This is a genomic window from Chromohalobacter sp. HP20-39 (assembly GCF_033052815.1).
Taxonomy (GTDB): domain Bacteria; phylum Pseudomonadota; class Gammaproteobacteria; order Pseudomonadales; family Halomonadaceae; genus Chromohalobacter.
The window spans coordinates 72287-96793 of the sequence record NZ_JAWHTP010000008.1; the positions used below are offsets into that span (position 1 = coordinate 72287).

Sequence of the window (24507 nt, forward strand, 5' to 3'; positions counted from 1 at the left end):
ACGCTCATGACGCACGCGGTCATCACCGGAACGGGGCTCTATACACCGCCCAATGCCATCGACAACGCCACGTTGGTGGCCTCGTTCAACACTTGGGTGGAGCGCGAGAACGCGCGCCACCACGAGGCGATTCGTGACGGACACCGCGAACCGCTCGAGCACTCGAGCAGCGAGTTCATCGTCAAGGCCTCGGGAATCCACAGTCGCTATGTGGTCGAGGCGGCGGGTATCCTCGATCCTGATCGCATGCGTCCGCAGTTGGCCCCACGTGCCAATGACGAGCTCTGCGTACAGGCCGAGATGGGCCTGGAAGCGGCGCGCCAGGCGCTGTCCAATGCCCAGGTCACGCCCGATGCCCTGGATATGGTGATCGTGGCGTGCTCCAACCTGCAGCGGGCGTATCCGGCCATTGCCGTGGAGCTGCAGGCGGCGTTAGGTGCCGGCGGACATGCCTTCGACATGAATGTCGCGTGTTCCAGTGCGACCTTCGCCATCGATGTGGCCAACAATGCGATCCGTGCTGGCAGCGCCAGGCGCGTCTTGGTAGTGAGCCCGGAGATTTGCTCGGCGCATCTCAACTTCCGCGACCGCGACAGTCACTTCATCTTCGGCGATGCGTGCACGGCGGTGGTGGTGGAGGCCGATGACGTGGCGCGTGCCGCGGAGCGTTTCGAGATCATCAGTACGCGCCTGGTGACGCGTTTCTCGAACGCGATCCGCAATAATTTCGGCTTTCTCGACCGGGTCACCGAGCACGGGGTCGATGCCGAGCCGGCGTTCGTGGCCGACAAGCTGTTCGTCCAGGAAGGGCGCCAGGTGTTCAAGGAAGTATGCCCGCTGGTCGTCGAGTTGATCGGCGTGCATCTCGAAGCGGAGAATGTGGTGCCCGACGATCTCGAGCGGCTGTGGCTGCATCAGGCCAATCGCCACATGAACGACTTGATCGCACGGCGCGTGCTGGGCCATGCCCCTAGCGAAGGTGAAGCGCCGGTGATTCTCGACCGCTATGCCAACACCAGCTCCGCCGGCTCGATCATCGCCTTCCATCTGCATCGCCACGACCTGGCCGTGGGCGATATCGGGGTGGTCTGTTCGTTCGGGGCGGGCTACAGTGCGGGCAATATATTATTACGTAAGGTGCAAGCTTGATGAAAACGACCAAGTGGCTGGCCGTGGTATGCATGGTAGCGGCGGTGAGCGGCTGCGCGACGCAGGGCCAGGTGGATGCCAATCCCGACGATCCTTGGGAGAGTTACAACCGCAAGGTGTTCGCTTTCAACGACACCTTGGATCGCTATGCGTTGAAACCCATCGCCCAAGGATATGACTATGTGGCCCCCGAGCCGGTTCAAACCGGGGTGGGCAATTTCTTCAGCAATCTTGGTGAGATCGGAACCACGGTCAATAGCGTATTGCAGTGGAAGTGGGTCAACGCCGGCGTGGCGTCCGGGCGTTTCGTGATCAATTCCATTCTCGGCATCGGTGGGTTCCTCGACCCAGCCTCGCGCATGGGCCTCGTCGAGCGTGAAGAAGATTTTGGCCAGACGTTGGCTACCTGGGGAGTCGCGGAAGGCCCTTACGTGGTGTTGCCAGTCCTCGGGGGACGGACATTACGCCATACCTCGGGGCTCCCCGTGGATTGGTATACCGACCCGGTGACCTATGTCGAAGAAGATTCGGTGCGCTATGGCTTGCGCTTCCTTGATCTCATCGATACGCGAGCGGGACTTCTCGACCGCGAGAAGCTGATTCGCGGCGACCGTTATAGTTTCATTCGTGACGCGTATCTTCAGCACCGGCGCTACGAGGTCAACGATGGCGAGACGGGCAGAGACCCCTTTGCCAGCGGTGATTTCGGCGATGATTTCGAATACGACGAAGACGCCTTCGCCGATTGATCTCGAGACCCCACATGGCCAACGCACGTACTCTGATCGGTCTACTCGATACGCCCGGCGCATCGCGCGATGCACTGGCGCGTCTCATTGGAAGCGGGCGCTTTGCCGTATTGGCGGCGACGTCCGCCGACGCGTTACCCGATGATGTGGCCTTGGTGGTCGCCCATGTGCGTGCGGTCGAACGCGGTGACTGGGCTGCGTTGGCCGCGCGCTGGCCGACCATCGTGATCAGTGAAACGCGTCTCGATGGCGATCTGCTGCAGGCCGTCGACGCTGGGTTGGTCGATTACCTGGTCGAGCCGGAGGGGCATGGCGATATTCTGCGTCGTCTGATCGAGCGTTCCATCGAGCATCACCGGCTGAGCCAAGAGCATGCTCGCGACCGCCAACGCCTGGCCGAGCTCAATGAAAGCCTAAAAACCCATTTGGCCATGTTGCGGCTCGACCAGCAGGCCGGTTGGCAGATCCAACGCAAGCTGCTGCCCGCCAGCCCGATAACCCTGCATGGCGTGAGGGCCGATTACTGGCTAGCGCCGTCTCTTTATTTGTCGGGCGACTTTCTCGACTTTCAACGCTGTGATGCGCGCTATAGTTTCTTTTATTTCGTCGATGTCTCAGGACACGGGGCGTCATCAGCGTTCGTGACCGTGCTGCTCAAGTATCTCAGCAACCGTTGGCTGACGCAGTGGCGGTCGCAGGAGGCCGAGACATTCCCCGCGCGGTGCCTTACGGAACTCAATCGGGAGCTTTTGGAGACGGGGATCGGCAAGCATGCCACGGTGTTTGCCGGTGTGCTTGACCATGAGCAACACTATCTCCACTATTCGCTCGGCGCGCAGATGCCGATGCCTTTCTTGCAAGCAGGTCACGAAATCAGCGTGCTCTCGGGCGAGGGGCCGCCCGTGGGGTTGTTTCCCCATGTCGAGTTCCCCACCTATGGTTGTTCACTGCCGGAACGTTTTCGTTTGTGGCTATGCTCCGACGGCATTCTCGAATGCCTGGAAGGCGATACGCTCGATCAGCGTCTCAAGGCGTTGAAACACAGGATTGCCTCATGCACGTCGGTAGATGCGTTGAAAGACGAACTCGTGCTGGGCGATGAATTGCCGGATGATCTCACCATGATGACATTGAGTGGATTCGACCATGCATGAAGGGCGTATTCAGGCGGCGTTCGACGCTGGTGTATTCGTACTCAAGCTCAGTGGTGACGTGCGTCTGACGTTATGTGCGACGCTTGATCAGCAGGCCCAGCGCGTGGCCGACAGTCCGGGCCTGGTGGCGGTGATGATCGACCTGCGCGAGGCGACCAATGTCGACTCCACGGCGTTGGGTTTTCTGGCCAAGGTGGCCATGGCCGTCGAGGGGCGGCTCGAGCAACCGCCGACCATCGTCGCCGAGCATCCCGACGTGCGTCGTATGCTCGATGTCATGGGGTTCTCGCGGTATTTCACGCTGCTCGAGGCACCGCTCACCGAGCCGGCGAGCCTCGACGAGTTGCCGCAGGTGAGTGCCGACGCGCATGACATGCAGCAACGCATCCTCGAAGCCCACCGTATCCTCATGCGCATGAGCGATCACAATCGCGATGAGTTCCAGCCCTTGGTCGATCTGCTCGAGGAGCAGAAATCCGACTAGGATTTTTCCAAGGCGCACGCTGACGCACGATTGGCACGACCGTTCCATGATGTCATTGCCGGGACATCCCGTCACCGGCTTCAGTTACCGACGCTCATGCTCGGTCCCCAGTGAGCCCGTTATCGGCTATGATGAGCGCACTAGCGGTTAGCCTTCTTCATGATTGCGTATCGTCCCGTTCGGGGTGATGCGTCGACGTATGTTTTCGGGAGATGTCGTGACTCAACTCAATGCGCGGCGATTGGCATTGCTGGTAGCGGCCAACACCGCCCTGGCACCTTTTGCCATCGATGCCTACTTGCCTGCCATACCCACGCTCGCCGAGGCAGTGAATGCCAGTGTTCACCATACCGAACTGTCGCTGAGCGTGTTCCTGTTCGGGTTCGCTATCGGGCAACTGATCTGTGGCCCCTTGTCAGACCGCTTGGGTCGGCGCCCGGTGCTGCTGACCGGCCTGGTCGTGTTCCTGCTTGCCAGCCTGGGGATCATGCAGGTTTCGTCGCTGGAGACGCTGTGGGGATTGCGCTTCATTCAGGCGTTGGGCGGCGGCGCCTGTGTGGTCAATTCGGCGGCCATCGTGCGTGATTGCTTCAGCGGGCGCGAGGCCGCCAAGGTGATGTCGACCATGGCGATGATCCTGATGCTGGCGCCGCTCGTGGCGCCCACGGTGGGAAGCGTGCTACTGGGGATTTTCAACTGGCAGTCGATTTTCCTGTTCCTGGCCCTGTACGCGGCATTTCTGTTGTTCTTCCTGGGCACACGGCTGCCCGAGACCCACGGGCGCGATCCCGACGCGCCGTCACCGCGCCAAGTGCTGGGCAATTATCTCAGCGTGCTTCGTCATCGTGAGGCGATGGGATATATCTGTGCGGTGTCGATGTCATTCGCGGGCATGTTCGCGTTCATTACTGGCTCGCCTTATCTGTACATGGAGCATTACGGATTATCGGCGGCCGTCTATCCGTTCGTGTTTGGGGCCAACATCATCGTCATGGCCTCCTCGAACCGACTCAATATTCATCTCTTGAAGACCCGCACGCCGCAGCAGAACCTCGTCGTCGGGCTGGGCATACAGCTGTGTGCCGGTGTGGCGCTGGTGGCGCTGATCCTCTCTGGTCTGGATTCGATCTACAGCGTGGCGCCGCTGATGGTCGTCTTCGTGGGAATGCAGGGGCTGATCGCGCCCAACGCGATGTCGTCGATGCTGGATCACTTCCCGAAGATGAGCGCCACGGCGACGGCTTTGCAAGGGTGCCTGCAATTTTCCAGTGGTGCGTTCGCCGGCATGCTGGTAGGGGCCTTCGAAATCGCCAGTGCCTGGCCGACGGTGTTGACCATGCTCGGCGCCTCGCTGCTGGGCAATATCGGTGTGCGCTTGCTGGCCGGTCGAGCGCTGGGGGCGGAAACGCAAGTGGCTTCCCAGCGTTAGGCGGTGTCTCCTGAAATCCGCGAATAAGCGCAGCGTTTGCGTTCGTTGAGCTGTCGAGTACTGCTGATGTGATATTCGTCATCTCCTGTCATGAAGCTGTCATTTTTGTCGGGCATCTTAGGTGTCGCGAAGGTTGAACACTCTCATCGACAGGAGTTACCCGCATGAACCGTATACTCAAGAGCCGTGTCTTGAAGACCACTGCGCTGGCTGCCGCCGTGATGAGCGTCGCGGGTGTCGCCCAGGCTCAGGAGCGCCAGCAGCTACGTATCGTCGGTTCCAGTACCGTCTATCCGTTCGCCAGCTATGTCGTCGAGGAATTCGGTGCGACCACCGACTACCAGACGCCCGTCATCGAGTCCACGGGATCGGGTGGCGGTCTCAAATTGTTCTGTGAAGGTCCGGGAATTGATACGCCGGATATCACCAACGCGTCGCGTCGCATCAAGATCTCCGAATTCAAGCGTTGCCAGGAGAATGGCGTCACCGACATTACCGAGGCCAAGATCGGTTATGACGGTATCGTGTTGGCTGAAACGTCCGAAGGCCATGAGCCGATCAACCTGACGCGCAAGCAGATATTCCTGGCGCTGGCGGCGAAAGTGCCCCAGGACGGCAAACTCGTCGACAACCCCTACGAGAAGTGGAGCGATATCGACCCGTCGCTGCCGGATCGCGAGATCGAAGTATATGGTCCGCCGACCACGTCCGGTACACGCGATGCCTTCGAAGAACTGGTGATGGAACACGCCTCTGAGAACATGGAGGCATACGGCGGTGAAGGCTATACCGATATTCGTCAGGACGGTGCCTACATCGATGCCGGTGAGAACGATAACCTGATCGTCCAGCGCATCCAGGAAAACACCACGGCGTTCGGTATCTTCGGTTACTCCTTCCTCGAGGAAAACCAGGACATTCTGATGGCCGCGAGCATCGGCGGCGTGGAGCCCAAGCCCGAGGCGATCGGCTCTGGCAAATACCCGGTGGCCCGCTCGCTGTTCTTCTATGTCAAGAACCAGCATGCCGACAGCGTGCCGGCGATGTATCCTTACGCCAATCTCTTCTTGAGCGAGAAGATGATCGGCCCGATGGGCTACCTCAAGGGATTGGGGCTGATTCCGCTGCCGGAAAAACTGCGCGAAGAGCAGCGTGAAGATCTTGCCAACCGCGAGACGCTGAAGCTTAGCGATCTGAAGTAACGCTCGTGCAGATCGCCGGAATGGCCGGCAGCTTAGCTGCCGGCTCATTTGTTTGATGGGCCCAAGGAGATAAAAACCTCCATGGGAGAATGTTTTTCCGAGAGATCGATATGTCGACGAATATCGTCTTCCTGCTGTTTTGTGCAGTCCTCGTGGGGCTCGGCGGGGTGGCCTTTGTTCTGAGCCGGGCGAAAGCCACGCGGGTACGCGCGACGGGTACCTCGATGTACGCACAGCCGGATCAATATGGCTGGTTCGCGGTGCTTACCACCGCCGGGCCGGCGCTGCTGATCAGTGCCCTGGGGGCGTTCGTGCTGCTCTTGATGGGTGCTGATATCCCCTTGCTTTATTTGTTGGCAGCAAGCCTGGTCATCGCGGCCATTGGCTTGGTGCTGGGTTTGAACCAGGTGCGTCCCGATTTCCATGCCCGGCGCGCCATCGAAAGTGTGATCCGCAAGCTGCTGGCGGCGGCGGCGGCGATTTCGATCCTCACTACGCTGGGCATTCTCATCTCCATCGTCGGCGAAGCGCTGCGCTTCTTCCAACTGCATAGTTTCTGGGACTTCATCACCGGCACGACCTGGAATCCCGGGGCAAGCTTTCTTTCCTCCGCCGGACGTGGAGAAGATGGAGGCAGCGCCGCACAGTTCGGGTCCGTCCCGCTGTTTGCCGGCACCTTCATGATCACCTTGATCGCCATGCTGGTGGCGATTCCCGTTGGACTAGGCGCTGCCGTGTACATGGTCGAGTTCGCGCCCGCCAGGGTGCGCCAGGCCGCCAAGCCGGTTCTGGAGGTGCTGGCGGGGATACCGACCGTCGTTTATGGCGTGTTTGCGGCCTTGACCGTGGCGCCGCTGGTGGTGGACATCGCCGGGCTTTTTGGGCTCGAGGCTTCGTATTCCAATGCCCTGGCACCGGGGCTGGTGATGGGCATCATGATCATCCCGTTCATTTCCTCGCTTTCCGACGACGTCATCAACTCGGTACCCAGCAGCCTGCGTGAAGGCGCCCTGGCATTGGGCATCACCAAGGGCGAGATGGTCCGCAACGTGGTGGTGCCGGCGGCGGCACCGGGGATCATTTCCGCCTCGCTGCTGGCCGTCTCCCGTGCCCTAGGGGAAACCATGATCGTGGTCATGGCGGCCGGCATGCGCCCCAACCTGACCGCGAATCCGCTGGAGGACATGACCACGGTGACAGTGAGTATCGTCGCGGCGTTAACAGGCGATCAAGAGTTCGGCAGTGCCCAGACGCTCTCGGCCTTTGCCTTGGGGCTGGTGCTGTTCATCGTGACGCTGACGCTGAATATCGTCTCGGTGATCATGATTCGCCGCTTCCGCGAGAAATACCGCGTCAACAACCTGTAATTCGATAGGTCGAGAGCATGAGTCAATCGTTCGAAGAAATTTCCGCGCAGCTCAAGAAGCGCCACCGGCGTTCGGCGCGCATGAAGTGGATGACCATGGGCGCCTTGATCCTGGCGGCGGTGTTTCTGGTGTTCTTCATTTCCGACATGGTCGTGCGTGGCTGGCCGGCGTTTCAGCAGGCCCAGATAAAAGTGGACATTACGTATAACGAGCAGTCCAAGGAAATCCCCTTGGCTGCCGTGAACGAGACAGTACGCCCGCTGGTGTCACGCGGCGTATTCCGCACCCTGCCACAGCGTATGGAAAGCAATCCTGAGTTGATGGGCACCACAAAAACCCAGTGGGTGATTGCCGATAGCCCGGTCGATCAGTACCTTCAGGGCAACAAGAGCGAGCTCAGCGCCGAAGCGAGGGAAGTGGTCGACAGGCTGGTCCGTCAGGGACGCGCGGAACTGAAATTCAACACCCGGTTCTTCACTGCGGGTGACTCCAAGATGCCGGAGTTGGCGGGTATCGCCGCTGCGGCAATCGGCACATTGATGACCATGCTGGTCACCATGTCGGTATGTTTTCCCATCGGGGTCATGACCGCCGTGTATCTAGAGGAATTCGCCCCCGACAATAAGTTGACCCAGATAGTCGAGATCAATATCAATAACTTGGCGGCCGTTCCCTCCATTCTGTTTGGTCTGCTGGGTCTGGCGATCTACATTGGCTTCTTCGGCGTACCGCGTTCATCACCTCTGGTGGGCGGTTTGACTCTGGCGCTGATGACGCTGCCGGTGATCATTATCTCGACACGTGCGGCGCTGCGCAGCGTGCCGGACAGCATTCGCCATGCGGCATTCGGCGTGGGGTGTTCACGCTGGCAGGTGGTGCGCGATCACGTGCTGCCGGTGTCGCTGCCGGGCATTCTGACGGGCTCGATCATCGGCCTGGCGCAGGCTATGGGCGAAACCGCGCCGTTGATTCTGGTGGGCATGGTGGCGTTCATTCCGGAAGCCTCGATGACCTTGACGGATGCCTCGACCGTGATGCCGGCGCAGATCTTTACCTGGGCCAGCGAGCCCGATAGCGCCTTCGCCGAAAAGACGGCGGGTGGGATACTGGTGCTTCTGGCAGTGCTGATCTTCCTCAATGCTCTCGCTGTCTGGCTGCGCAACAAATTCGAACGCCGCTGGTAAGCGACTCCTGACAGGACATCATTCGCCATGAACGATACGACTTTGCAAGACTTTCAGACCCAGCAAGAGCCGCCCATGACGTCGGAGGGTGGTGCGCGTGAGCAATACAGCGATGCGCCGACACCCGACAAGGGACAACCGGTGACGCGTAACGAAAACGTCGAGGAAAATTTGAGCGTGCGGGTGCGCGACCTCAATCTGTGGTACGGCGAACATCAGGCATTGAATGACATCAGCATCGATATATTCGCCAATACCGTCACTGCATTGATCGGTCCTTCGGGGTGCGGGAAGTCCACCTTTCTGCGCTGCCTGAACCGCATGAACGATTTGATCAGTACGGTGAGGATCAAGGGGTTGGTGGAAATGGATGGCCGCGACGTCAATGCCCGGGGCATGGATGAAGTGGCCCTGCGCCGACGCGTGGGCATGGTGTTCCAGAAGCCCAATCCGTTTCCCAAGTCGATCTATGAAAACGTCGCGTATGCGCCGCGCATGCACGACATGGTCAGCCGCAAGGCCGACCAGGATGAACTGGTGGAGCGTGCGTTGCGCGATGCGGGTCTATGGAACGAGGTCAAAGACAAGCTATACGAGCCGGGAACCTCGCTTTCCGGTGGGCAGCAGCAGCGCCTATGTATCGCGCGTGCAATTGCCGTGCAACCCGACATCATTCTGATGGATGAGCCGACCTCGGCGCTTGATCCCATCTCCACGGCCACGATTGAAGACTTGATGGATAAGCTCAAGAAAGACTTCACCATCGTCACCGTGACCCACAACATGCAGCAGGCAGCACGCGTGGCGGATTACACGGCGTTCTTTCATCTTGGTGATATGATCGAGTACAACGCCACCAAGCAGATGTTTTCCAACCCGCATACCAAAAAAGCAGAGGACTATATCACCGGCCGCTATGGTTGATGACGAAGCCTCCCGACGATATTCCCTGGGGCGCTGCGGCGCCCTTTTTTGCGACGAGAAACAAGGTGCTCAAGTTCACTGCGCGCAATCGATGCATTTCAAGATTGCATAGTCCAGTGTCAGGGGCCCCCAGGCAAGAAGAAAGCCGATCGCCAGAATGCCGTAATGTTGCAGGATGATGCGTCGATAACCCACTACGCTTCCTTTCCGGTGAGTTGAATGATCAATTCGTGATGCGAGAATAGCCGCCGGGTACGCCGGGCTTGGCGAGCACCCATTGCCACAGCTGTATGTCGCGCACGCGGAAGGATGCGGCACACGACAACAGGTAATAACGCCACATTCGGTAGAACTCGTTGCCGTAGCGTGCCTTGAATTGCGGCCAGTGCGCTTCGAAGTTTTCCCACCAGGCCATCAGTGTCTTGTCGTAGTCGGCGCCGAAGTTGTGCAGGTCTTCGGTAACGAAAAGCCCGCCTGCGGCATCACCGATCTGGCCGATGGAAGGCAGGTCGCCGTTGGGGAAGATGTACTTATCGATCCACGGATCCGGCGTGCTCTCACGAACGTTCTTGCCGATTGTGTGCAGCAGGAAGAGCCCGCCTTCCTTGAGGCAACGATGGGCGACTTCCATGTACTCGCGGTGATTCTTGCGGCCGACATGCTCGAACATGCCGATACTGACGATGGCATCGAACTCTTCGTCGGTATCGCGGTAGTCCTGAAGCCGAAATTCCACGGGAAGCCCCTTCTTCATCAAGGATTTCCCGTAGTCGGCCTGCTCGCGCGAGATGGTGAGTCCGACACACTCGACCCCATAATGCTCGGCAGCATAGGCCATGAAACTGCCCCAGCCGCAGCCGATATCCAGAACACGCATGCCGGGTTTGAGATCTAGCTTGCGGCAGATCAGATCGAGCTTGGCTTCCTGGGCGGCGTCCAGCGTCTCGGCATCGTGCCAATACCCGCAGGTATAGGTCATCCGCTTGTCGAGCATGGTCGCGTAGAAGTCATTACCCAGGTCGTAATGCGCCTCACCGACTTTCCAGGAACGTTTGACGCTTTGCAGGTTGGTGAACTTGGCCCTTAGAGCATGGAACACCAGTTTGGAAGGTTGCACGGCCTTGTCGATGTCGGCGCGGAGCAGGCGAGTAAAGAACTGGTCGAGGCGCTCGGCGTCCCACAGGCCGGCCATGTAGGTCTCGCCGAGCCCGAGATTGCCCTCGGCAAGCGCCCGGTCGAAAACCTCGGCTGAATGCACCTGCATGTCCCAGGGGCGCGAGCCATTGATCTGGATATCGGCGCGGGCCAGGAGGTCGGCCACGAAACGATAGCTCTTGTGCTGCTCAAGCGCCTGAGTCGAAGTGGTGGTTTCCTTGAGTGGAGCGTTCACTGCTAATCTTCCTCTTGCTCATGCTTCCAGCTCGCGGGGAAGCTTATTGGGCTTTCTTGCTCTGCTTTTAGGCTAGACGAAGATTATACGCCATTGACACCGTTTGCACGCTACCGAGCTGATAGTTTTTATGGATGGTGGAATGCAAACAAGGCCATTCGGTGGGCATCGAGAAGCGTTTTAGCGACGCCCTGTATGCATGATACTTTGACGCCCGATCATTGGGGCTGTCTCGGCAGGCCCAGCGCGAGCAGGGCGCTTGCCAGGACCATGGCGGCTGAGAGCCACAGGCATGCTGCCAGGCCGTACATCTGGTAGATCCAGCCGGACAGAATGGTCCCGATGAGGCGTCCCATGGCATTGGCCATATAGTAGAAACCGACGTCCATCGACACGCCCTCGGCGCGGGCGAAGCGCACGATCAAGTAGCTATGCCAACTGGAATTGATGGCAAAGATCGCCCCGAAGGCGAGCAGGCCGATGACTAGCCACAGGACGGTGGTATCCAAGGGCGTCAGGGCGGTCACTGCCGGTAGCAAGGCCAACGCCAGTGCCCAGCCGGCGGTGATGGTGCGCGTATCGCCGTGGAGCAATCGGGTGATGCGCGGCGCCTGGGTCTGAATGCCTCCGTAGCCGATGACCCAGACGGCCATCAGGATGCCGACGCTCCAGAAGTTCCAGTCATGCTGATCATAAAGGAACACCGGCAGTGCCACCACGAACCAGATATCGCGAGACGCGAATAGGCATAGGCGAGCCGCGGCGAGCACGTTGACCGCGCGTGACGTGGAAAACACCTCGCGGAACTTGGGCTTGGCTTTCTGGCGCCCAAGATCGGCGCGTAAACGCCATAGCGACAGGCCCAGCACGACGATGAGCATCAGCCACATGGCGAATATCGCGCCCTGGAACCCGATCAGGGTCAGCAGCAGCCCGCCAAGGAAGAAACCGGCCCCCTTGAGGGCGTTCTTGGAGCCGGTAAGGATCGCCACCCAGCGGTACAATGCCCCTTGAGCATTGGCACTGTCCGAAGGCACCAGCACCTTGACGGCGCTCTTGGCGCTCATCTTGTTGAGGTCCTTGGCAATCCCGGATATCGCCTGGGCGGCCATCACCCAAGGGACGGTCAACGCCGTCGTCGGCACCAGCAGCATGCCCAGTGCGATCAACTGCAGCCCCAGGCCCAGGTTCATGGTGCGATTCAGTCCGAGTCGCGCCCCGAGCCAGCCACCGACGAAGTTGGTGACCACGCCGAAGGCCTCGTAGAACAGGAACAGCAGCGCGATCTCCAACGGCGAGTAGCCCAACTGGTGAAAGTGCAGCACCACCAGCATGCGCAGTGCGCCGTCGGTCAGCGTGAACGCCCAGTAGTTGCCCGTCACCAGCAGGTACTGGCGGATCTCGAAGGGAAGGGCGCGTAAGCGTTCGATGGCCGTCATCATCATTGTCCTAGGCGTTACCGACTTTCAGGGTGAGCTCGGCGGTGCGATTGGCGTAGCCCCATTCGTTGTCGTACCAGGCGTAGAGCTTCACCTGCGTATGGTTGATCACCATCGTCGAGGGCGCATCGATGATCGAGCTGCGCGGATCGGTGCGGTAATCGATGGACACCAGCGGTCGGGTCTCGAATCCCAGGATACCGGCCAGTTCACCATTCGCGGCGTTTTCCAGGGCGGCATTGACTTCCTCGACGCTGGTGGCGCGCTCGACCTCGAAGACCATGTCGGTGAGCGAGGCGTTGGCCAGCGGTACGCGCACGGCATGGCCGTTCAGCTTGCCCTCGAGCTCGGGAAATATCTCGGTGATCGCCTTGGCCGAGCCGGTGGTGGTGGGGATCAGGCTCATGCCGCAGGCCCGCGAGCGGCGCAGATCCGGCTTTTGTGGAGAGCTCGGTGCGTCGAGGATCGTCTGGGTATTGGTGATGTCGTGCACCGTGGTCATCGAGCCGTGGCGAATGCCGAACGTCTCGTGGATGACCTTGACCGCCGGGGCGAGACAGTTGGTGGTGCAGCTCGTGGCGGTGACGATGCGATGGGTGTCGGGATCGAAGGCGCCATCATTGACACCCATGATCACGTTGAGCACGCCTTCGTCCTTGAGCGGCGCGGACACCACTACGCGCTTCACTCCCTGCTCGAAGTACGGCGACAATTGCGCGCTCTTCTTGACGACGCCTGAGGCGTCGATCACCACATCGCACCCTGACCAGTCGCTGTCCGCGAATCCCCGGTTGGCGCTGAAGGGGACGGTCACGCCGTCGATGATCAGCGCGTCTTCGCGTGCCTCGAGGCCCTGGCCCGGTGCCCAGTGGCCATGAACCGAATCGAATTCCAGCAAGTGCGCGAATGTCTCGGCATCGCCGCCGGGATCGTTGATGCGCGCTATTGCCAGGGACTGCGTCTGACGCGCAGTCCACAAGGCACGCAGGGTAAGGCGGCCGATGCGGCCGAAGCCGTTGATGCCGATACGCAGTGCCATGGAGTACTCCTTTCAATATATATGATAAAAATAATGTAACGTCATTGTGTGTCAGCATGATGAAAGACTACATGGCGCGTTGATTGACCCGCTGCGAGACTTGCTCGACGCTTTCCTTACGTTCGGAATAGCGATCGCTCAGGTAGTCACTGCGGTCCCGCACCAGCAGGGTGAACTTCATCAACTCTTCCATGACATCGACGATGCGGTCATAAAGTGGTGAGGGTTGCATGCGGTCTGCGTCGTCGAACTCCAGGAATGCCTTGGGCACCGAGGATTGATTGGGGATGGTGAGCATACGCATCCAGCGCCCGAGCACGCGCAGTTGATTGACGGTATTGAAGGACTGCGAGCCGCCACATATCTGTATGACCGCCAGGGTCTTGCCCTGGGTCGGGCGGACGCCGCCGAGTGCCAGCGGAATCCAATCGATTTGTGCTTTCATGATGGCGCTCATCGCGCCGTGACGTTCCGGCGAGCACCACACCATGCCTTCCGACCACTGCGCCAGATCGCGAAGCTCCTGTACCTTGGGATGCGTGGCATCTTCGCTGTCGGGAAGCGGCAGATCGCGCGGATCGAATAACCGTACGTCGGCGCCCATGGCGCGCAGCAAGCGGGCGGCTTCCTCGCTGACCAGGCGGCTGAAAGAGCGCTCGCGCAATGACCCGTAAAGCAGCAGGATGCGCGGCGCATGCGTACCGGGCGGCGTATCGAACAAGCGCTCGGCGGAGGGGGCCGCGAAGTGCGCATCCTCGAGGTTGGGAAGGTCGTGCATGGGGGCCTCCTGTATGGGATAGTCGGGGATCAACGTCACTTCAATTGTTGTGCAATCATGGAAACCAACGACGCGCTCAAGGCGCTCTCGGCGCTGGCGCAGCGTACGCGCCTGGCGATTTTCCGCTATCTGGTCGGTGTCGGCCCCGACGGTGCCTTTGCCGGCGATATCGCCGAGGCGCTGGAAGTATCGCCCTCGACGCTCTCCTTTCATCTCAAAGAGCTGTCCCATGCTGGCCTGGTGCATGGCGAATCGCACGGCCGCCATGTGCACTACCGTGCCGATTTCTCGCACATGCGTGGCCTGGTGGATTACCTGACCGCACATTGTTGTGACGACCAACCCGAGCAGTGCCGGTTGCCTGACGACGCAGGGCGCTGTTGACCCCGGGCCTGCCGCTTTATGCGTTGAGCAGTTGTAGCCAGGCGGCCAGCGCCAGCAGCGTGATCGTCAATACCGGCACGGTGAGCACGATGCCCACCCGAAAGTAGTAGCCCCAACTGATCTGCATGCCCTTGCGTGCCAGCACATGCAGCCAGAGCAGGGTGGCAAGGCTACCGATGGGGGTGATCTTGGGGCCTAGATCGCTGCCGATGACATTGGCGTAGATCATCGCCCGCTGGGTCAGATCGGCCACGTCGCTGGCGTCGATCGACAGCGCCACGACCAGCACGGTGGGCATGTTGTTCATCACCGAGGACAGCCCGGCGGCGATGAAGCCGGTGCCCAGCGTGGCGATCCATGGGCCGTGCCCGCCTAGCCACTCCAGTCCGCCGGCGATCATGTCGGTGAGACCGGCATTGCGTAGCCCATAGACCACCAGGTACATGCCCAGCGAGAACACCACGATGTTCCAGGGCGCCTCACGGAGCACCTTGCGGGTGCGGATATGCTGGCCGCGCTGGGCGATGACGAAGAGGATCAGGGCACCGATGGCGGCGATCACGCAAACCGGTACGCCCAACGGTTCGGCGACGAAAAAGCCGATCAGCAGTAGGCCTAGTACCCACCAGCCGGCCTTGAATACCGCCGGGTCGCGGATCGCCTCGTGGGGTGCGCGTAGTTCCTCGAGTGCGTAGGTGGCGGGTATCGAGCGACGGAAGAACAGGTACAGCATGCCCAGCGACGCCAGGACCGAGACGACGTCCACCGCTACCATCACCTTGGCGTATTCGCCGAAGCCGATATCGAAATAGTCCGCCGAGACGATATTGACCAGGTTGGACACCACCAGCGGCAGGCTGGCGGTATCGGCGATGAATCCGGCGGCCATGACGAAGGCCAGGGTGGCGCTGGCACTGAACCCCAGGGCAATGAGCATCTCGAAGACGATGGGGGTGAGAATCAGCGCGGCACCGTCGTTGGCGAAGACCGCTGCCACCAGCGCGCCGAGCAGGACCACCAGGGCGAACAAACGAGGGCCTCGGCCGTTGCCCCAGCGCCCGATATGCAATGCCGCCCACTCGAAGAAGCCGGCTTCGTCGAGCAGCAAGCTCGTAATGATGATGGCAATGAAGGTAAAGGTCGCGTTCCAGACGATCTCCCAGACCGCAGGGATGTCCTCGAGGTGGATGACACCGGTGAGCAGGGCGATCAGGGCACCGGCGCTTGCGCTCCAGCCAATGCCCAGACCGCGTGGCTGCCAGATGACCAAAACGAGCGTGGCGATGAAAATGGGAAGCGCGAGTAGCATGCGATGTCCGAGGCGGATGAGTGGATCGCGATGATTCTATATTTAAATAATTATCGAAATGTTTCAAGCATACATGCTGACGGTGTCGTCTCATCAACCGATCTGGATATGGCCCTCGGCATAGCGCATGCCGCCCGTGCGCCGCGTAGCGAGGAAGTAACCCAATGACAGCGGACCGACACGCCCCAACAGCATGGTCAAGATCAGCATCCATTGTCCGGGGCTCGAGAGCTCCTCGGTGATGCCGCGTGACAGCCCCACGGTGCCGAACGCCGAGACGCTCTCGAAGGCCAGATCGAGAAACGCCTGGCGGCTATCGGTGATGGTGAGCACCAGCAGCGTCACGAACACCAGTGCGACCCCAGCGAGTGCCACAGCGATGGCTTTCATCACGGTCTGCTGAGAGATGGAGCGCCCGAAGGCCATGGGTTGCGTACTGCGTAGAAAGGCGCGGGCCACCAGGATCAGTACGATGAAGGTGGTGAGCTTGATCCCGCTGGCGGTGGAGCTTGCGCCGCCGCCGATGAACATCAGCAGCATGGTGAGCAGCGACGAGGCATCGGTCATGGCGGTGGTATCCACGCTGTTGAAGCCTGCCGTGCGTGGTGTCACGGCCTGGAACCAGGCGGCTTGAAGCTTGTCGCCGAGACTTTCCAATCCACCCAACGTGGCGGGGTTATGCCACTCGAGATACCCCAGCGCCAGCATGGCCACGAGATTGACGGCCAGGGTGGCGCAAAGCACCACCTTGGTTTGCATCGAGAAACGGCCCCAGTGGCGTTTCTCGCGGACATCACTGATGACCACGAACCCCAGACCTCCGACGATGAAAAGCCCGCTGACGACAAGCGTCACCAGGGGAGTGCCAACGTCGCGCGTCAGGCTGTCGGGCCACAACGAGAAGCCGGCGTTGTTGAACGCAGAGACGGCATGAAACAGGCTTGCCCACAGCCCCCGTGACCAGCCGAGTTCTGGAACCCAGTGCAGCGCCAGCAGCGCGGTGCCCAGCGCTTCGACCACCAAGGCGAAGGTGACCACCATGCGTACCAGTTGCGAGAGCGCGCCGAACGAGGTTTCACCGAGCGCCTCGCGCACCAGCGTTTGCTGCTGCAAGGGGAGGCGCGCGCCGAGCAACAGCAACGTCAAGGCGCCGAAGGTCATGAAGCCGAGTCCGCCGATCTGGATCAGCACCAACAGGATGCTTTGGCCCAAGATCGTGAAGCTGCTGGTATCCACCACCGTCAAGCCGGTGACGGTGACCGCCGAGGTTGCCGTGAAAAGCGCCTGTTGCCAGGCGATTGGCTGCGTTGCCGTGCCAGGCAACATCAATAGCCCGCTGCCCAATAAACATAACAGGGTGAAACCGAGCAGCAGGGATTCCGGTGGTGAGAGGCGCAGCATGCGCCCGTGCGGCGCATGCCGGAACGGACGCGTCAGACGCTTCCAGAGACGCATGCTCAGCGCTCTCCCCGGTTGCCGAACGCCCAGGCGCGGTGAGGTGATGCGTCCATCATAGCTTGTTGCCGAGCTCGCGTAGGGCGGCGAGATCGCCCATCAGCACGAGGTGATCGCCACGAGTGAGGGTGGTGTCGTGTCCTGGAGCGCGAATCACCTCCTCGCCCCGCTTGATGGCCACCAGCTGGAGTTCGCGTTCGTCGATCCCCAGAGTGGCAACACTGTCGCATTGCTCGGTGAGGCGCTCGGTGGTTTCGATTTCGACGATGAATTCGTGTTCGCCGAGACGAATGAAATCGACCATGGCATGATAATTGAGGCTCTCGGCGACGCGGATGCCGCTATCGTATTCGGGGTAGACGATATGATCCGCGCCGAGGCGGTCGAGCAGTTTGTAATGGGCGTCGGAGTGCGCCTTGGCCCAGATCTCGCGTGCCCCGAGTTCCTTGGCATGCACTGTGCAGATCACGCTGGCTTCGAGGTTACCGTCGACATCAATGAGTACGGCGTCGTAATTCTCGAGGGAAAGCTCGGCGAGGGATTTTTCGTCGGTGATATCGGCGATCACGGCGTGATCGAGATGCTCGGCCAGCGCATCGACGCGCGATTCGTCGCGGTCGACGCCGAGCACCTGATTGTCATGGCGCTTGAGTTCACGTGCGACCGTGCTGCCGAAATAGCCGAGTCCGAGGATGGCAAGTTGGCGTGACATGCGGCCTCCTTGACTGTCGCCTTTGCCGCCATGCGCAGGCGGCATTTCGTTGCCAGCTTCGCATATGCCGGGGCTGGGCTCCAGCGCACGCAATAATGGTATGGAACGCGGTTCGCGAAATACCAACGGAAAACGGTAGAATCTCGCGGTGGCAAGTGCTCGCGCCGCGCTGCATGAACCACAACAATAACCCTTCAGGTGAACCATGACGGCAAGACAGCAACCGAAAAATCTTTGGATCGGCCGCTGGGGCTTCGTGCTGGCGGCGACGGGCTCGGCGGTGGGCCTGGGCAATATCTGGAAGTTTCCCTACATGACCGGGGAGTACGGCGGCGGCGCCTTCGTACTCGTGTATCTGGCCTGTATTCTGTGTATCGGCATTCCCGCGATGATGACCGAGATCGCCTTCGGGCGGCGTGGTCGCGGCAGTCCCATCGACGCTGTCAAGCGCGTGGCGCAGGAATCCGGACGCGGCAAGATCTGGTCCGGCTTCGGCTGGATGTCGATGCTCGCGGGGTTCATGATCCTGTCCTTCTACGTGGTTGTCGCCGGTTGGTCGTTGGCCTATCTATGGAAGGCGATCAGCGGCGGCCTGCAAGGCGGCAGTGTCGATGACATGGCGGCCATTTTCAGCGCCAATAACGCGAACCCATTGAGTCTGGGGGCGTGGAGCACCCTGGTCACTGTGGTGACCATGTTCATCGTCGGCAAGGGGGTGCAAGAAGGGATCGAGCGCAGCATGCGTTGGATGATGCCCGGCATGGTGTTGTTGTTGCTGGTGATGATCGTCTACGCGATGTTTTCGGGCGGCTTCGGCGATGCGGTGACGTTCCTGTTTTCCTTCGAAATCGGCAAGTTGTCGAGCGAAGGTCTGCTGGCGGCGATGGGGCATGCGTTCTTCACGCTGTCGCTATCGGCGGGGGCCATCATGGCCTATGGCGCCTACCTCCCCGATAACAAGTCCATCGCCCGTACCACATTCACCGTGGCGATCTGCGACACGTTGATCGCGTTGATGGCCGGGTTGGCGATCTTCCCGGCGATCTTCGCCAATGGCATGGACCCGGCCAGCGGTCCGGGGCTCATCTTCATGAGCCTGCCCCTGGCATTCCAGCAGATGCCGTTGGGAAGCGTACTGCAGGTGATCTTCTTCGTGATGCTCAGCGTGGCGGCGCTGACCTCGGCGGTGTCGATGATCGAGGCCACCGTGGCCTGGCTGACCGAGCGCAAGGGCATGACTCGCAAGCGCGCGGCCTGGAGCAGTGGCATCGTGCTGTGGTTGCTGAGCACGTTGGCCATGTTGTCGTTCAACCTGGGCGCCGACTGGACGCTCGCCGGCAAGAACTTCTTCAACTGGCTCGACTACCTGACCTCGCGGTGGATGATGCCGCTGGGCGGTCTGGGCCTCTGCCTGATGGCCGGTTTCTTGCTGCGCGATGAGACCTTCCGCGACGAGTTGCGCCTTTCCAAACGTCAGCATGCCCTGTGGCTGTTGATGGTGCGCTATGTCAGCCCGCTGGGGATCGTGCTGATCTTCATCGACGCGCTGGGGGTGATGACCATCGACATCGGTAGCCAGTGGCCATGGTTCCTTGCGGTGCTGGTGGTGATCGCCGTGCTCGGCGAGATGCTGAGCCCGCGCGTGAAGCGCCAGTTCGTCGGTTGAATGCGGCGTCGCAAGAGCGCCTTGCATCCATGCAGAAGCCCGGCCTTGGCCGGGCTTCTGCATGTCTGAGTCGACGTGGTCGAAGTCTAGTCTTCGATTTCCCAGGTGACGCTCACGCCAGCGTCGATGGAGATTTCTCCGGCCCGATATTCAGGCGCTGATTTGGCGTCGGCGGACTCGGCTCGCATCATCATGCTACGCGGCGCGTAGGTGGGGGACTGCGTTTCCTCGATGCGGATGACATCGCCGAGCTGGACCTCGAGCGTTTTGGCCATCAACTGCGCTTTTTGCTTGGCGCGCTCGAGAGCTTTCGATAGCGCCTTGTCGGTGGCCGCGTCGCGATCCTTCAGGTCATATTCGACACCGTCCAGCGCATCCACGCCGGCAGCGGTCAGGGCATCGAGAATGCTCGGCAAGCGTTCGAGATCATGAATGGTGACACTGATGGGGCGCGCGATCTGGGTGCGCACTTGATCTTCCGCGTTGTCGCCCTCCCGGGAGTGCGCGATGATCTCGGGGTGCACGCTGAGTGAGCCGGCTTTGATGTCATCGCTCTTTACACCGGCTTCTTCCAGGGCGCGGATCAGCTTGCCGGTGCGTGATTCGAGACGTTGGCGTGCCTCGACGAGGGCCTGGGTGTCGTTGTCGGCCTTGCTGCGAGCCACCGCGGGTGTGCGTTCCCATAAGCGTGCATTGAGCCGTGCCATGTTCGGGGCCACGTCGAGGCTCGACTGTGCCTGTACGTGGAGTTCATGCGGCGCGTGGGGGCCGGGTTTGGCTTGCGCCTGGGGTACGGCTATGAGCAACGCGCCGAGTAGCGCCGTCGCCATGCAGGGAAAGCGAATATCCTTGCGCATCATGCAAATCTCCTATGGATATTGAGAAGCTGAGCCGTCGTCGAGGCGAGCGACTCATGCGCGCATGCTATCCTGCGCGCCCGAGAGTGGCTATGGGAGTCGTGAGGTTGTGCCGTATTTACGCGTTTCTTGCACACCTGCTGTTGATGGCGGTGTTGCTATTGCCGGGCGCGGCCCTGGCGGCGATCGAGGTGACCGACGATGCCGGCAACACGGTGACACTCGATCGCCCTGCCGAGCGTGTCGTGGCCCTGGCGCCGCATATCGTGGAAATGCTCTATGCAGTGGAGGCCGGCGAACGGCTGGTGGGCGCGCTGCAGGGCAGCGATTACCCCGAGGCGGCCAAGCAGATCCCCCGTGTGGGCAGTTATCGAGGCATCGCGCTGGAGGCCATCATGGCCCGCGAGCCGGATCTCGTCGTGACCTGGCGCAGTGGCACGCCGCGCAGCGTGGTCGAGCGTCTTGACGCACTCGGTGTGCCGGTCTACGAGAGTGAGCCGCGTCGGCTCGACGATGTGGCGGACAATCTGCGTGACCTGGGGCTTCTCACCGGTCACTCGAAGGTGGGAGAACGTGCGGCCCGCGCGTTTGAATCACGCCTCGCTGCCTTGCGGCAAACGCTGAGCGAGACGCCGCGCGTGTTCTATCAATTGGGACACAACCCGCTGACCACGCTGGGGGATGGACATATCATCACCCAGGCGATTCGCCATTGCGGGGGAAAACCGTTGTTCGCCGAGCGCTCGGTGCTGGTGCCGGAGATCGGGCGCGAGGCGCTGATCGAGGCGCGGCCCGAAGTGATACTGTCGGCTTCGCGCAGCGATGATTGGCAGCGCGCCTGGCAAGGCCACGACTGGTTGCCGGCGGTGCGCGATGGCCATCTCTACACCCTCGACCCCGACCCCATCAGCCGTCCCGGCCCACGCCTCGTAGAGGGCATCGCGCAGGTTTGTCAGGTCCTCGAGCGGGCGACCCGGTCTTCCTGAGGGGTGACGCAATAGCGAGTCACTCAGTAGTCGATACCGCGGCGTGCCTGGACCCCGGCATTGAAGGCATGCCGCACTTCCTGCATCTCGGTGACGGTATCGGCCATGTCGAGCAGCTCGCGATGGGCATTGCGCCCGGTGACGATCACCGTCTGTTCGGCGGGCCGGTTGGCCAGCGCCTCGCTCACCGTGGCGATGTCGAGATAGCCGAACTTGAGCATATAGGTGATTTCGTCGAGGACCACGAGATAGACCTCGGGATCGCTCAGCAGGCGTTGGGCGTCCGCCCATACGGCCTGGCAGGCCTGGGTGTCCGTTTCTCGATTCTGCGTTTCCCAGGTAAAGCCGGTGGCCATGACATGTACACTCAGGTTGGGGTCACTCGCGAGGCGCTCGCGCTCGCCGCATTCCCACATGCCCTTGATGAACTGCACCACGCCGGCCCGGTAGCCATAACCAAGGGCGCGGGTGACGGTCCCCCAGGCGGCGGTGGTCTTGCCTTTGCCATTGCCGGTAAAGACGAGCAACAGACCGCGTTGCTCGGTGGCGGCGGCGACTTTCTCGTCGACATGCGACTTGAGGTTGCGCATGGCGTTGCGATGGCGGGATTGACGGTCGGTCATGCGATATTCCTGAATGAAAGAGGCAACGTAACGCGCCCCGGGCCTGCACCACAACGTTGTAGACGTGCGTGGTTTACTACAGACGCTGTTCGAGCTCTCGCCACAGGCTACGATAAGCACGTGCCGCAGGGGAGGAGCGTGCGAACTGTGTGATCGGCGCGCGCTCGAGCCCCATGCGCTCGACGGCACTGGCGTTGGGAATGGTCGTGGTCAGCATCAGTGGCCAATCCTGGTTGAGCGTGGCCATGACGTCGAGATGGAGTTTCTTGCGGCGATCGGCGAGCGTGAAGAAAGGCCAGACCGGGCAGGTATGGTCGGCCTCGTCGAGGTGCTCGCGCAGTTGTTCCAGCGTGCGCAGCGAAAGCGTCGTTGGCACGGTGGGCACCAGCAGGGCGTCGACGCTCGAGAAAACATGCTCGGAGAGCGTGGAAATGCTCGGTGGGCAGTCGAGTATCACCAGATCGTAATCGTCGTGTACCGGCTTGAGGATCCTGCGTAGCCGGCTGAGCTTGCGGCCCTCGAGCAGATGATCCATCTCTCGCGAGCCGAACGATGCCGGCAGCAGATCGAGATCGGGCATCTCGCTGGTACGAATGACCTTGTCGAATGAGGCCTTGCCCTTGACGAGCTTGTCCACGCCACCGCGCACCTTGGGTTTGACGCGTAGATAGAAGGTGGTGGCCGCTTGTGGGTCGAGATCCCAGAGCAGCACGCGATGCCCGGCCTGGCTCGCCAGCGCGGCCAGATTGACGGCGCTGGCGGTCTTGCCCACGCCACCCTTGATACTGTAGATGGCCAGCATTTTCATCGCGGTTTCTCCCGGGCTATAGCGCGTGGGGCACGGTGACAGCCAGTTATGACATTCATGTGTCAGCCACGCGCTTCATCGACGATTGTGACAACGATCCATCAGAACATAACGCGGTATCATGGTAACCCCTTCATTGTGTGATGGTCGTCAGGCAACAAGGGAAGTGCAACCCAGCGCTGTGGGAGGCGGAGGTGGAAATACTGAGACGGCGTATCGAGCGTCAGATCATGGGCATGACCGGCATGGCCCTGGGCGATATCGATTATGAGTTCCCACCGGGCGACCCTGGCCTGTTCGGGCCGCAGAGCGTGTGTTGGCGCGTGCACAGCGATTTCACCTCGATGCTGTGCGGCGGCATCAGCTCGCTGATGTTGCAGATGCTGCATCCGCTGGCGCTGGCCGGGGTATGGGATCATTCCAACTTTCGCGACGACATGCTCGGCCGGTTGCGGCGCACCAGCCAGTTCATCGCCGCGACCACCTTCGCTTCCACGGCGGATGCCGAGCGCCTCATCGAGCGGGTACGGCGCATTCACGACGAGGTGGCGGGCACCGCGCCTGACGGCCGGCCCTATACCGCCAACGATCCGGATTTGCTGACCTGGGTGCATGTCGCCGAGGTCAGTCGTTTTCTCGCCGCGCATCTGCGTTATCGCAATCCTGAACTGAGCGCTGCCGACCAGGACCGTTACTATGCCGAAGTGGCGCGTATCGCCGAGGCGCTGGGTGCGCGTGATGTGCCGCGCACGCGCGGGGATACCGATGCCTATCTCGAGGCGATGCGTCCTCAGTTGTGCTTCGAGGCGCGCACCGCTGAGGTGTTTAGACTGCTGATCGGCGCACCGGCCCCGCACCCGTTAGCGCGGCCGCTGGTGGCGTTGACGATGCGCGCCGGCGTCGACTTGTTACCGCCCTGGGCGGCTGAAATGGCCCACCGCGACATGCCGCGCTGGCAGCGTCATGGCGTGCGGACGGGCGTGCATCGGCTGGTGCCGATAATGCGTTGGTCGGTGCGCAATGGCGCCTCGAGTCGTGCACGGCGACGTGTCGCCGGGGTTACGACGACGGCGGCTGGGTCACCGATGGAGGATGACCGTACTTGACTTCGAATTGCTCGGTCATCTCCTGGCAGCGTTCCTGAGTGGTGTGTCGCTCGCGAACGCTCATTTCCGACGCCGTCAGCGACTGCCAGCACTGTGCGATGCCACGTTCCTCGCGGGCTTCGTCTTCCGGGGTCGCGCCCTGGCTGATGAAATAGATAATGATGGCATACACCGCCACGATGAAGGCGATGGCGCCGACGATCAGACCCAGGCAGCCTTTGCGACTGGCGCGGCGGGGAGAGGATGTATCTTTCACGGCGGGCTCTTTCGTCGATTGAGTGCGTCCCGGAGTATAACAAAGCAGGGCCCAGTG

Annotated in this window: 24 protein-coding genes; 13 read left to right on the forward strand and 11 right to left on the reverse strand. The window is 61.1% G+C overall.

Annotation, left to right across the window (positions count from 1 at the left end):
* The first annotated feature begins 6 nt into the window (after window positions 1-6).
* The 9 genes from RVY79_RS14270 (at window position 7) to pstB (ending at window position 9642) form a co-directional block, all read left to right on the forward strand.
* A complete protein-coding gene (locus RVY79_RS14270; protein ID WP_317465020.1) occupies window positions 7-1149 on the forward strand; it encodes a beta-ketoacyl-ACP synthase III in 1143 nt (380 codons plus the stop codon).
* Window positions 1149-1898 carry a VacJ family lipoprotein gene (locus tag RVY79_RS14275; RefSeq protein ID WP_317465021.1) on the forward strand — a complete coding sequence of 250 codons (750 nt, stop codon included), beginning with the start codon at window positions 1149-1151 and terminating at the stop codon, window positions 1896-1898. The genes RVY79_RS14270 and RVY79_RS14275 overlap by 1 nt, the downstream gene beginning before the upstream one ends.
* A gap of 14 nt (window positions 1899-1912) precedes the next feature.
* Window positions 1913-3052 (forward strand): PP2C family protein-serine/threonine phosphatase, encoded by a 1140-nt coding sequence (locus tag RVY79_RS14280; RefSeq protein WP_317465023.1) that lies wholly within the window; start codon window positions 1913-1915, stop codon window positions 3050-3052.
* Window positions 3045-3536: an STAS domain-containing protein gene (locus RVY79_RS14285; protein ID WP_317465024.1), complete on the forward strand. Its 492-nt coding sequence runs from the start codon at window positions 3045-3047 to the stop codon at window positions 3534-3536. The genes RVY79_RS14280 and RVY79_RS14285 overlap by 8 nt, the downstream gene beginning before the upstream one ends.
* 217 nt (window positions 3537-3753) lie before the next feature.
* A complete protein-coding gene (locus tag RVY79_RS14290) occupies window positions 3754-4965 on the forward strand; it encodes a Bcr/CflA family multidrug efflux MFS transporter (protein ID WP_317465026.1) in 1212 nt (403 codons plus the stop codon).
* A 164-nt stretch (window positions 4966-5129) separates the two neighbouring features.
* Window positions 5130-6167 (forward strand): PstS family phosphate ABC transporter substrate-binding protein, encoded by a 1038-nt coding sequence (locus RVY79_RS14295; RefSeq protein ID WP_317465027.1) that lies wholly within the window; start codon window positions 5130-5132, stop codon window positions 6165-6167.
* Window positions 6168-6277: 110 nt separating this feature from the next.
* Complete coding sequence (pstC, locus tag RVY79_RS14300; RefSeq protein WP_317465028.1) at window positions 6278-7534, forward strand: phosphate ABC transporter permease subunit PstC; 1257 nt, start codon at window positions 6278-6280, stop codon at window positions 7532-7534.
* 17 nt (window positions 7535-7551) lie between these two features.
* On the forward strand, window positions 7552-8718 hold the full coding sequence (gene pstA, locus RVY79_RS14305) for a phosphate ABC transporter permease PstA (RefSeq protein ID WP_317465029.1): 1167 nt from the start codon (window positions 7552-7554) through the stop codon (window positions 8716-8718).
* Window positions 8719-8859: 141 nt separating this feature from the next.
* Window positions 8860-9642, forward strand: coding sequence for a phosphate ABC transporter ATP-binding protein PstB (gene pstB, locus RVY79_RS14310; RefSeq protein WP_317465077.1), 783 nt, complete (start codon window positions 8860-8862; stop codon window positions 9640-9642).
* Window positions 9643-9865: 223 nt separating this feature from the next.
* Here pstB and cfa read toward each other — a convergent pair whose 3' ends face one another.
* The 4 genes from cfa to arsH form a co-directional block, all read right to left on the reverse strand.
* Window positions 9866-11032: a cyclopropane fatty acyl phospholipid synthase gene (cfa, locus tag RVY79_RS14315; protein WP_317465030.1), complete on the reverse strand. Its 1167-nt coding sequence runs from the start codon at window positions 11030-11032 to the stop codon at window positions 9866-9868.
* Between the two features lie 218 nt (window positions 11033-11250).
* The gene (gene arsJ / locus RVY79_RS14320) at window positions 11251-12471 is read right to left on the reverse strand and encodes an organoarsenical effux MFS transporter ArsJ (protein ID WP_317465031.1); all 1221 of its coding nucleotides are present in this window, start codon (window positions 12469-12471) and stop codon (window positions 11251-11253) included.
* A 10-nt stretch (window positions 12472-12481) separates the two neighbouring features.
* A complete protein-coding gene (locus tag RVY79_RS14325) occupies window positions 12482-13510 on the reverse strand; it encodes an ArsJ-associated glyceraldehyde-3-phosphate dehydrogenase (protein WP_317465032.1) in 1029 nt (342 codons plus the stop codon).
* Window positions 13511-13577: 67 nt separating this feature from the next.
* On the reverse strand, window positions 13578-14288 hold the full coding sequence (gene arsH, locus RVY79_RS14330; RefSeq protein WP_317465033.1) for an arsenical resistance protein ArsH: 711 nt from the start codon (window positions 14286-14288) through the stop codon (window positions 13578-13580).
* 57 nt (window positions 14289-14345) lie between these two features.
* Here arsH and RVY79_RS14335 point away from each other — a divergent pair, with 57 nt between their 5' ends.
* Window positions 14346-14672, forward strand: a complete 327-nt coding sequence (locus RVY79_RS14335) for a metalloregulator ArsR/SmtB family transcription factor (protein ID WP_317465034.1) — start codon at window positions 14346-14348, stop codon at window positions 14670-14672.
* Window positions 14673-14688: 16 nt separating this feature from the next.
* Here the strand turns inward: RVY79_RS14335 and RVY79_RS14340 are convergent, their stop codons facing one another.
* The 3 genes from RVY79_RS14340 to RVY79_RS14350 all read right to left on the reverse strand — a co-directional run bounded on the left by RVY79_RS14340 (window position 14689) and on the right by RVY79_RS14350 (window position 18148).
* Window positions 14689-15981 (reverse strand): arsenic transporter, encoded by a 1293-nt coding sequence (locus RVY79_RS14340; RefSeq protein ID WP_317465036.1) that lies wholly within the window; start codon window positions 15979-15981, stop codon window positions 14689-14691.
* Between the two features lie 93 nt (window positions 15982-16074).
* A complete protein-coding gene (locus RVY79_RS14345; protein ID WP_317465038.1) occupies window positions 16075-17436 on the reverse strand; it encodes a TrkH family potassium uptake protein in 1362 nt (453 codons plus the stop codon).
* A gap of 55 nt (window positions 17437-17491) precedes the next feature.
* Entirely contained in the window at window positions 17492-18148 is a 657-nt protein-coding gene (locus RVY79_RS14350) for a TrkA family potassium uptake protein (RefSeq protein WP_317465039.1), read from the reverse strand.
* Between the two features lie 205 nt (window positions 18149-18353).
* Between RVY79_RS14350 and RVY79_RS14355 the strand changes: the two genes are divergently transcribed.
* Window positions 18354-19814, forward strand: coding sequence for a sodium-dependent transporter (locus RVY79_RS14355; RefSeq protein ID WP_317465040.1), 1461 nt, complete (start codon window positions 18354-18356; stop codon window positions 19812-19814).
* An 86-nt stretch (window positions 19815-19900) separates the two neighbouring features.
* Here RVY79_RS14355 and RVY79_RS14360 read toward each other — a convergent pair whose 3' ends face one another.
* Window positions 19901-20674 (reverse strand): SIMPL domain-containing protein, encoded by a 774-nt coding sequence (locus tag RVY79_RS14360; protein WP_317465042.1) that lies wholly within the window; start codon window positions 20672-20674, stop codon window positions 19901-19903.
* Window positions 20675-20778: 104 nt separating this feature from the next.
* On the opposite strand from RVY79_RS14360, the gene RVY79_RS14365 reads away from it, so the two are divergent.
* A complete protein-coding gene (locus RVY79_RS14365) occupies window positions 20779-21657 on the forward strand; it encodes a cobalamin-binding protein (RefSeq protein WP_317465044.1) in 879 nt (292 codons plus the stop codon).
* A 23-nt stretch (window positions 21658-21680) separates the two neighbouring features.
* Here RVY79_RS14365 and cobO read toward each other — a convergent pair whose 3' ends face one another.
* The gene (gene cobO / locus RVY79_RS14370; protein WP_317465045.1) at window positions 21681-22280 is read right to left on the reverse strand and encodes a cob(I)yrinic acid a,c-diamide adenosyltransferase; all 600 of its coding nucleotides are present in this window, start codon (window positions 22278-22280) and stop codon (window positions 21681-21683) included.
* Between the two features lie 76 nt (window positions 22281-22356).
* Entirely contained in the window at window positions 22357-23088 is a 732-nt protein-coding gene (locus tag RVY79_RS14375) for a ParA family protein (protein WP_317465046.1), read from the reverse strand.
* Window positions 23089-23282: 194 nt separating this feature from the next.
* Between RVY79_RS14375 and RVY79_RS14380 the strand changes: the two genes are divergently transcribed.
* Window positions 23283-24194: an oxygenase MpaB family protein gene (locus tag RVY79_RS14380; protein WP_317465047.1), complete on the forward strand. Its 912-nt coding sequence runs from the start codon at window positions 23283-23285 to the stop codon at window positions 24192-24194.
* Here the strand turns inward: RVY79_RS14380 and RVY79_RS14385 are convergent.
* Entirely contained in the window at window positions 24148-24450 is a 303-nt protein-coding gene (locus tag RVY79_RS14385) for a hypothetical protein (RefSeq protein ID WP_317465049.1), read from the reverse strand. The two genes, RVY79_RS14380 and RVY79_RS14385, sit on opposite strands and share 47 nt — an antisense overlap.
* Window positions 24451-24507 lie beyond the last annotated feature (57 nt).

Coding starts and splice junctions, on each gene's coding strand:
- RVY79_RS14335 (WP_317465034.1), top strand. CDS start 14,346: ATGGAAACCAACGACGCGCTCAAGGCGCTCTCGGCGCTGGCGCAGCGT.
- cobO (WP_317465045.1), bottom strand. CDS start 22,280: ATGACCGACCGTCAATCCCGCCATCGCAACGCCATGCGCAACCTCAAG.
- pstC (WP_317465028.1), top strand. CDS start 6,278: ATGTCGACGAATATCGTCTTCCTGCTGTTTTGTGCAGTCCTCGTGGGG.
- arsJ (WP_317465031.1), bottom strand. CDS start 12,471: ATGACGGCCATCGAACGCTTACGCGCCCTTCCCTTCGAGATCCGCCAG.
- RVY79_RS14345 (WP_317465038.1), bottom strand. CDS start 17,436: ATGCGTCTCTGGAAGCGTCTGACGCGTCCGTTCCGGCATGCGCCGCAC.
- pstA (WP_317465029.1), top strand. CDS start 7,552: ATGAGTCAATCGTTCGAAGAAATTTCCGCGCAGCTCAAGAAGCGCCAC.
- RVY79_RS14325 (WP_317465032.1), bottom strand. CDS start 13,510: ATGGCACTGCGTATCGGCATCAACGGCTTCGGCCGCATCGGCCGCCTT.
- RVY79_RS14270 (WP_317465020.1), top strand. CDS start 7: ATGACGCACGCGGTCATCACCGGAACGGGGCTCTATACACCGCCCAAT.
- RVY79_RS14350 (WP_317465039.1), bottom strand. CDS start 18,148: ATGTCACGCCAACTTGCCATCCTCGGACTCGGCTATTTCGGCAGCACG.
- RVY79_RS14360 (WP_317465042.1), bottom strand. CDS start 20,674: ATGATGCGCAAGGATATTCGCTTTCCCTGCATGGCGACGGCGCTACTC.
- RVY79_RS14280 (WP_317465023.1), top strand. CDS start 1,913: ATGGCCAACGCACGTACTCTGATCGGTCTACTCGATACGCCCGGCGCA.
- RVY79_RS14355 (WP_317465040.1), top strand. CDS start 18,354: ATGACGGCAAGACAGCAACCGAAAAATCTTTGGATCGGCCGCTGGGGC.
- RVY79_RS14275 (WP_317465021.1), top strand. CDS start 1,149: ATGAAAACGACCAAGTGGCTGGCCGTGGTATGCATGGTAGCGGCGGTG.
- RVY79_RS14285 (WP_317465024.1), top strand. CDS start 3,045: ATGCATGAAGGGCGTATTCAGGCGGCGTTCGACGCTGGTGTATTCGTA.
- RVY79_RS14295 (WP_317465027.1), top strand. CDS start 5,130: ATGAACCGTATACTCAAGAGCCGTGTCTTGAAGACCACTGCGCTGGCT.
- RVY79_RS14375 (WP_317465046.1), bottom strand. CDS start 23,088: ATGAAAATGCTGGCCATCTACAGTATCAAGGGTGGCGTGGGCAAGACC.
- RVY79_RS14340 (WP_317465036.1), bottom strand. CDS start 15,981: ATGCTACTCGCGCTTCCCATTTTCATCGCCACGCTCGTTTTGGTCATC.
- arsH (WP_317465033.1), bottom strand. CDS start 14,288: ATGCACGACCTTCCCAACCTCGAGGATGCGCACTTCGCGGCCCCCTCC.